This is a genomic window from Rhizobium sp. SVR5-9E (assembly GCF_056755095.1).
In genome coordinates, this window is sequence record NZ_JBNDHS010000161.1 from 1 (window position 1) to 7,557 (window position 7,557).

The following is a 7,557-nucleotide window of genomic DNA, read 5'->3' on the forward strand; positions in this document are numbered from 1 at the left end:
AACCAGTAAGCGGCGGTGATATAGAGGCCGACCAGCCATGCCACGGCATCGGCGCGAAACCGGATGCCCGAAAGGATAACGAAGACCAGGCCGAAGGTTGCCATCACCTCTGCGAGCCATTGCGCGCCGCCTGACCGTATCGTTTCCGACGCCTGCAGCAAGGGTAGCGCGAACATGCCATGCGCGAGCATCGTGCCTGCAATGCCGCCAAAAGTCTGCGCGGCGATATAGGCCGGCATGGACGCGGCTGGCAATTCGCGACGCAGCGCAAAGACCAGCGAGACGACCGGATTGAAATGCGCGCCCGATATCGGCCCGAGAACGGTAATCAGCACGACGAGCATTGCCCCCGTCGCCAGCGTGTTGGCGAGCAGAGCTAGCGCCGTATCATCGGTCAGACGATCCGCCATGATGCCCGAACCGACGACGGTCGCGACCACAATGCCCGTGCCGAGCCCTTCCGAAACAAGGCGACGCGAAAGCGGAAACGACGTCATAGTTTCAAGCCTCCAACCGCGTCAGCGTGATCATTGAACCTTGCCTTCGGCCGGCGTGCAGCAGGCCGCAACCTCGGCCGCCGGCGCGCAGATTTCCGGATGGCCGGCGCAGCAGTCTTCCATCAGAAAGCGCACGAGGCCGCCGAGGGCATCGTAATTCGCGGTGTAGATGATCGAGCGGGCTTCGCGCTGCTGGCTGATAAGGCCGGCGCGATCCAGCTCCTTCAGGTGGAAGGAAACATTCGACGGCGAGACTTCGAGCTTTTCCGCAATCGTGCCTGCCGCCATGCCATCAGGACCGGCAACCACGAGCATACGGACGATCTGCAGGCGGCTTTCCTGGGAAAGCGCGCCAAATGAAGCGAGGGCTTGACGTTCATCCATATTTCAACAATCCTTGAAATGTTGAAACGAGGAATATCGCAGATGAATGCAGTGAACAAGACCTTTTCTCAGGATATCAGCCTCGGCCTGCTGCTCGATGGGCTCGCCGCCTCCCGCGATTTGCCTCTAGTGTTCCACTATGGCGGCCGCCCCGTGAAGCCCGGCTATCACGTCACCGAAGTGAAAGCCGGTCAGTTCCAGGCACTCGACTGCGGAGCCAACCCGGAGGCTTGGGTGGAAATTTTCGTACAGCTTTGGGATATCGACGAAGGCGACCGCACCCATATGCCGGCGGGCAGATTCGCCGCCATCATCCGCAAGGTCTCTGAGCATGTGCAGCTGGGCGGCTCAGCGAAACTGACCTTCGAAGTGAGCGACGGCGTGCAGCCAATGCAGCTTTATTGCGCTTCGACCCCCGTTGTCTGTGACGGCGTGGTGCATGTCGAACTTGCGCCGCGTGCCGCAAGCTGCAAGCCGCGTGACCGGTGGTTGGCGGAACAGGTCCAGGTTGCCGACTGTTGCGGACCGGCGACCGGAGCGAAATGCTGCGCCGCCTAGTCCCGATGACCGTCATGGGCCGATAGCGGTCGGGAGCGGCGCAAATTTCCCGCTCCAAGAGTCGACCGCCCGCCGGCTCATGGCCGGCGGACACTTTCCGCTCCGCCCGCCACCAGTCTCAGCCAGGGACCGGCATGAAACAGGCTCATCAGCAGGTACATCGGCACCATGCCGCCGAATATCGAGGCGCCATGCATGGCGCAGATCATGTCGGGCGGTGCACCGCCTGCCGTTAGAAAGGCCATGGCCGCGAAGGTCGGCGCTGCGGCCAATGACAGCCAGCGGGCGACGCCCGAGGAAAGGCCGGCGGCGTTGCCGCCGGCGCTGGGGTTGGAATGCGGTAGCCGCGACATCAGCTCACCCCGTATTTGTCATGGTGACGCCACCAGATGCCCGTCTCGTTGCGGCCGAGCGGCGCGCGGTCGAGCCACTGGTACATCCCCCAGACGCCGTCCAGTCCGCGCGCATAGGACGAATAGGCGTGATAGATCGCGCCGTCCTTCATCACGAAGGCGCTAAGCCCCGGCCTTTCGCGTATAAAGGTCGCGACATCGGTTCCCGTTGCCGAGGCGACCTGGGCCGCGGGCCCTTCGCCACCCCTGGCGGCCAGCGGTCCCGGCATCGGCGGCTCGCGGCGGTAGTTGTATTCGATGCCGTCGCGCTGCTCCTCCGCCGTGAACCAGACATTGAAATCATGATTGAAATCGCTACCGACCGACGAGGCCCAGTCGAAGGTCCAGCCCATGCGCCGCTTGAATTCCTGCAGTTTCGCCAGCGGCGCCCGGGATACGGCGCTGAACGCGACATCATGGTTTTCCAGATGGACTACCACACCGTTGAAGCCGTCGGCGATCGCCGAGCAGGATGGGCAGCCGGCCGTATAATCCGGGCCGAACATGAAATGATAGACGAGCAGCTGCGAGCGGCCCTTGAAGAGCGCGGAAAGCGGCACGATTCCCGCCTCTGTCTCCAGGCGATAGTCCTGGTCGATCTTCACCCAGGGCAGCTGCTGGCGCCGCTCGGCCACTTCGTCGCTGCGCCGCGTCAGTTCCTTCTCCTGCTCCAGCAGTTCAAGCCTTGCTGCAAGCCACTCCGCCCGTGATCCGGTTGTATGTTCCATCATCTTCAGTCTCCTTTGGTTGCTGGTCGCCGGCTTGGCGGCGCGCCCTGTTGCCTGCTGGTCGGGAATAAACTACCGCTGGAAGCACGAAGGCCGGGAGTTACAAGTGTGACGGGATTTGCATGGACTCGCTGATCACGGCGGCAGCGCAGGCGCTTGCCTCGGGCGATGCGCTCGGCGCGCTGAAGCGCGTCTCCCTGCGTGACGATCCGCCGGCGCTTGCGCTCAGGGGCATCGCGATGGCGCAACTCGGCGATCTCGTCCGCGCCAAGGCCCTGCTGAAAGCTGCCGCGCGCGGCTTCGGACCGCGCGAAGCCATCGCCCGCGCCCGCTGCATTGTTGCCGAAGCCGAAATCGCCCTCGTCTCGCGCGACCTCACCTGGCCGCAAAAGGCCCTGGATGCCGCACGCCGGACGCTGGAAAGCCACGGCGACCGCCTCAACGCCGCGCATGCCGGCAATCTGCAGGTGCGCCGCCTGCTGTTGATCGGCCATCTCGACGAAGCCGAACGCCGCCTTGCCGATCTCGATCCGGCCCCCCTCCCGCCTGCCCTGCGCGCGGGCCACGAGTTGGCGGTCGCCGGCATCGAGATCAGGAGGCTGCGGACAAGGACCGCACGGGAAGCTTTGGCAAGGGCGACTGATGCGGCGCGGAGCGCCGGCATCCCCGCGCTGAGCGTCGAGGTGGAGCAGGCCGCGCAGGTGCTCGATGCGCCCGCCGCACGCCTTGTCGCCCGCGGCGAGGAGCGGGTGATCCGGCTTGCGGAGGTCGAGCGCCTGTTCGCCTCGGACGCGCTGGTGATCGATGCATGCCGCAATGTCGTGCGCAGCGGCAGCCATGTGGTACCGCTCGCCGGACGGCCGGTGCTTTTCGAGCTGGCACGGACACTGGCGGAAGCCGCCCCCGGCGATGCGCCGCGCGCCCTACTGTTGTCACGCGCCTTTCGCGCAAGGCATGCCGATGAATCGCACCGGGCGCGGCTGCGGGTCGAGATCGGGCGGCTTCGCGCGGCTCTGGAAATGCTTGCCGAGATCAGGGCGACGAAGCGCGGCTTTGTGCTGATGCCGCGTGGAAAACGCGACATCGCTGTGCTCGCCCCACCGGTCGAAGAAGAGAATGCCTTCCTGCTCGCCTTGCTGGCGGACGGCGAAGCCTGGTCGAGTTCGGCGCTGGCGATCGCCCTCGGAACCAGCCCGCGCACCGTGCAGCGGGCGCTCGATGCGCTCACAAGCGCGGGAAAGGTGTTATCCTTCGGCAACGGCAGGGCGCGCCGCTGGATGATGCCGCCCGCCGTGGCATTCCCGACAACTTTGTTACTCCCCGGCCCGCTGCCGAGCGATTAGGATGGACGCCATGAAAAAATCTGTAGCTGAAATCATTCGCGAATATGGTCCCTTCGAGGACGCCCCGAGCGTCGCCGGCGTCACCTTCGACGGCCGGCAGGTCTGGTTCGCCTCGGGCGAGAAGCTGCACGCCTTCGATCCGGACGACGGCCGGCAGCTTCGTTCCATCGACGTCGCCTCTCATGCCGGAACGGCCTTCGACGGCCGCCACCTCTTCCAGATCGCCGGGGACCGCATCCTGAAGATCGACCCGGCGTCCGGCGCGGTGCTGTCCAGTATTCCGGCCCCCGGACACGGCGGCGATTCCGGGCTCGCCTGGTCGGAAGGCACGCTCTGGGTCGGCCAGCATCGCGACCGGAAGATCCACCAGATCGATCCGGCAACCGGCGACATCCTGCGCACCATCGAATCCAACCGCATGGTCACCGGCGTCACCTGGGTCGACGGCGAACTCTGGCACGGCACCTGGGAAGGCGACGACAGTGACGTGCGCCGCATCGACCCCGTCACCGGCGAGGTGCTGCAGAGCCTGGACATGCCCGAAGGCACCGCCGTCTCCGGCCTCGAATCCGATGGCGGCGACCGCTTCTTCGCGGGCGGCGGCAACAGCGGCAAGATCCGCGCCATCCGCCGGCCTAGATGAGGCGCCCTCGCCCGCGACCCTGGAGCGCCACACTGTTGGCGAAAACCGAACGATTCATTCGTTTCCCTTTTGTACTCTTTGCCCCTTTTCTTTCGCGCTGACTCTCGCCATATTCCGCGCATGGCCAAATCTCCGAAGAAATCTCCCGCCCCGAATGGCTTCGAGGAAGCCCCGCAGTCGTCCTTCGAAGGCGCTCCCCTGAGCGGCAGCGTCGCCGACTGGGTGAAGCAGCTCGAGGCCGAGGCGGAAGCCTCGTCCGTCGAATCCCAGCGCGAGATCGCCTCCAAGGCGGGCAAGCACCGCAAGAAGGTGGAAATCGCCGCCTCGAAATCGGCGCGCGGCACCTCCATGGGCGGCTCGACCGACCCGAAGACCCGCGCCGCCGCCGGCCTCAATCCGGTGGCCGGCATGAACACGACGCTGGAAGAGGCCGCCGAGCTCAAGGCGGGCACCGCCGTCACCGCCACCGTCGAGGCGCTGGCGGCGTTGATCGAGAGCGGCAATCCGCTGCACAAGAACGGCAAGATCTGGACGCCGCACCGCCCCGCCCGGCCGGAGAAATCCGAAGGCGGCATCGTGATCCGCATGGCCTCCGACTACCAGCCCGCCGGCGACCAGCCGACCGCCATCAAGGACCTCGTTGAGGGCCTGGAGAACGGCGACCGCTCGCAGGTGCTGCTCGGCGTCACCGGCTCCGGCAAGACCTTCACCATGGCCAAGGTGATCGAGGCGACGCAGCGCCCCGCCGTCATCCTCGCGCCCAACAAGACGCTCGCCGCCCAGCTCTATTCCGAGTTCAAGAACTTCTTCCCTGATAACGCCGTCGAGTATTTCGTCTCCTACTACGACTACTACCAGCCGGAGGCCTACGTCCCGCGCTCCGACACCTATATCGAGAAGGAATCCTCGATCAACGAGCAGATCGACCGCATGCGCCACTCGGCGACCCGCTCGCTGCTCGAACGCGACGACTGCATCATCGTCGCCTCGGTCTCCTGCATCTACGGTATCGGCTCGGTCGAGACCTATACCGCCATGACCTTCCAGATGGAGGTCGGCGACCGCCTCGACCAGCGCCAGCTCCTCGCCGACCTCGTCGCCCAGCAGTACAAGCGCCGCGACATGGATTTCCAGCGCGGCTCCTTCCGCGTGCGGGGCGACACCATCGAGATCTTCCCGGCTCACTTGGAAGACGCCGCCTGGCGCATCTCGATGTTCGGCGACGAGATCGACGCCATCACCGAGTTCGACCCGCTGACCGGCCAGAAGACCGGCGACCTGAAATCGGTAAAAATCTACGCCAATTCGCACTACGTCACCCCCCGCCCGACGCTGAACGGCGCCATCAAGGCGATCAAGGAGGAGCTGAAGCTCCGCCTCGCCGAGCTGGAAAAAGCCGGCCGCCTGCTGGAGGCCCAGCGCCTGGAGCAGCGCACCCGCTACGACATCGAGATGTTGGAGGCGACCGGCTCCTGCGCCGGCATCGAGAACTATTCGCGCTATCTCACCGGCCGCGATCCCGGCGATCCGCCGCCCACCCTCTTCGAATACATCCCCGACAACGCCATCGTCTTCATCGACGAGAGCCACGTCACCATCCCGCAGATCGGCGGCATGTATCGCGGCGACTTCCGCCGCAAGGCGACGCTCGCCGAATACGGCTTCCGCCTGCCGTCGTGCATGGACAACCGGCCGCTGCGCTTCGAGGAATGGGATGCGATGCGCCCGGATACCGTCGCCGTCTCCGCCACCCCCGGCGGCTGGGAAATGGAGCAGTCGGGCGGCGTCTTCGCCGAACAGGTGATCCGCCCGACCGGCCTCATCGACCCGCCCGTCGAGGTCCGCTCCGCCCGCTCCCAGGTCGACGACGTGCTCGGCGAGATCCGCGAGACCTCCGCCAAGGGCTACCGCACGCTGTGCACCGTGCTCACCAAGCGCATGGCCGAGGACCTCACCGAATACCTGCATGAGCAGGGCATCCGCGTCCGCTACATGCACTCCGACATCGACACGCTGGAGCGCATCGAGATCATCCGCGATCTGCGCCTCGGCGCCTTCGACTGCCTCGTCGGCATCAACCTTCTGCGCGAGGGCCTCGACATTCCCGAATGCGGCTTCGTCGCCATCCTCGACGCCGACAAGGAAGGTTTTTTGCGCTCCGAAACGTCCCTCATTCAGACGATCGGCCGCGCGGCGCGAAACGTCGACGGCAAGGTGATCCTCTATGCCGACACCGTCACCGGCTCGATGTCGCGCGCCATGGAGGAAACCGCGCGGCGCCGCGAAAAGCAGATGGCCTACAACGAGGAACACGGCATCACGCCGGAATCGGTGAAGGCGAAGATCTCCGACATCCTCGATTCCGTCTACGAGCGCGACCACGTCCGCGCCGACATCTCCGGCGCATCAGGCAAGGGCTTCGCCGACGGCGGCAACCTCGTCGGCGGTAACCTGCAGGCCCATCTCAACGCGCTCGAAAAACAGATGCGCGACGCCGCCGCCGACCTCGACTTCGAAAAAGCCGCCCGCCTGCGCGACGAGATCAAGCGCCTCAAGGCCGCCGAACTCGCCGTCATGGACGACCCGATGGCGCGCGAGGAAGCCAAGTCGATGGAAACTGGCCGCAAGGATGCTTCGAGGCTCCGGTCTACGGCCTCCGCGCCTCAGCATGAGGGCGCAAAGGGCGCCGCAGCAGACTCCCTCCCCCCTGTGGGGAGGGTTGGGGAGGGGAAAGCCACTCGCGCCAACACCAGCCCTCATGGTGAGGAGGCCCAAAGGGCCGTCTCGAACCACGAGGGCGAGCGTGGAACCTCCTACTTCGCCAAACCCTCTCTCGACGACATGGGCCGCGACATCGCCGAACCCAGAGGCCGCGGCTCAAGCCGCAGCGGACAGGCAGACGCGACAGGGTCCCTCCCCCCCTGTCTCTTATACACATCTCCGAGCCCACGAGACTACGCTGCATCTGGGGGGGGGGGGGGCTGGTGGGGGGGGGGGGGGGGGGGGGGGGGG

8 protein-coding genes are annotated in these 7,557 nt (G+C 65.8%); 4 read left to right on the forward strand and 4 right to left on the reverse strand.

The annotated features are described in order from the left end of the window. Positions 1-497, reverse strand: a 497-nt coding sequence (locus ACPYOJ_RS33265; RefSeq protein WP_481420053.1) for an aquaporin, incomplete at its 3' end; no start/stop codon positions are given. 30 nt (positions 498-527) lie between these two features. Continuing rightward, positions 528-881 (reverse strand): ArsR/SmtB family transcription factor, encoded by a 354-nt coding sequence (locus tag ACPYOJ_RS33270; RefSeq protein WP_481420054.1) that lies wholly within the window; start codon positions 879-881, stop codon positions 528-530. Positions 882-923: 42 nt separating this feature from the next. Here ACPYOJ_RS33270 and ACPYOJ_RS33275 point away from each other — a divergent pair, with 42 nt between their 5' ends. After that, positions 924-1,439, forward strand: coding sequence for a DUF6428 family protein (locus tag ACPYOJ_RS33275; protein WP_481420055.1), 516 nt, complete (start codon positions 924-926; stop codon positions 1,437-1,439). Positions 1,440-1,516: 77 nt separating this feature from the next. On the opposite strand, the gene ACPYOJ_RS33280 is transcribed toward ACPYOJ_RS33275, so the two are convergent. After that, entirely contained in the window at positions 1,517-1,792 is a 276-nt protein-coding gene (locus tag ACPYOJ_RS33280) for a hypothetical protein (protein ID WP_481420056.1), read from the reverse strand. Next, positions 1,792-2,562, reverse strand: coding sequence for a DUF899 domain-containing protein (locus ACPYOJ_RS33285; protein WP_481420057.1), 771 nt, complete (start codon positions 2,560-2,562; stop codon positions 1,792-1,794). Before ACPYOJ_RS33285 ends, ACPYOJ_RS33280 begins: the two co-directional genes overlap by 1 nt. A gap of 119 nt (positions 2,563-2,681) precedes the next feature. Here ACPYOJ_RS33285 and ACPYOJ_RS33290 point away from each other — a divergent pair, with 119 nt between their 5' ends. The 3 genes from ACPYOJ_RS33290 to uvrB form a co-directional block, all read left to right on the forward strand. Beyond that, on the forward strand, positions 2,682-3,902 hold the full coding sequence (locus ACPYOJ_RS33290; RefSeq protein WP_481420058.1) for a helix-turn-helix domain-containing protein: 1,221 nt from the start codon (positions 2,682-2,684) through the stop codon (positions 3,900-3,902). Positions 3,903-3,912: 10 nt separating this feature from the next. Beyond that, positions 3,913-4,545 (forward strand): Vgb family protein, encoded by a 633-nt coding sequence (locus ACPYOJ_RS33295; protein WP_481420059.1) that lies wholly within the window; start codon positions 3,913-3,915, stop codon positions 4,543-4,545. A gap of 120 nt (positions 4,546-4,665) precedes the next feature. Further along, positions 4,666-7,557 (forward strand): excinuclease ABC subunit UvrB (gene uvrB, locus ACPYOJ_RS33300; protein WP_481420060.1); only part of this gene is annotated, 2,892 nt, incomplete at its 3' end.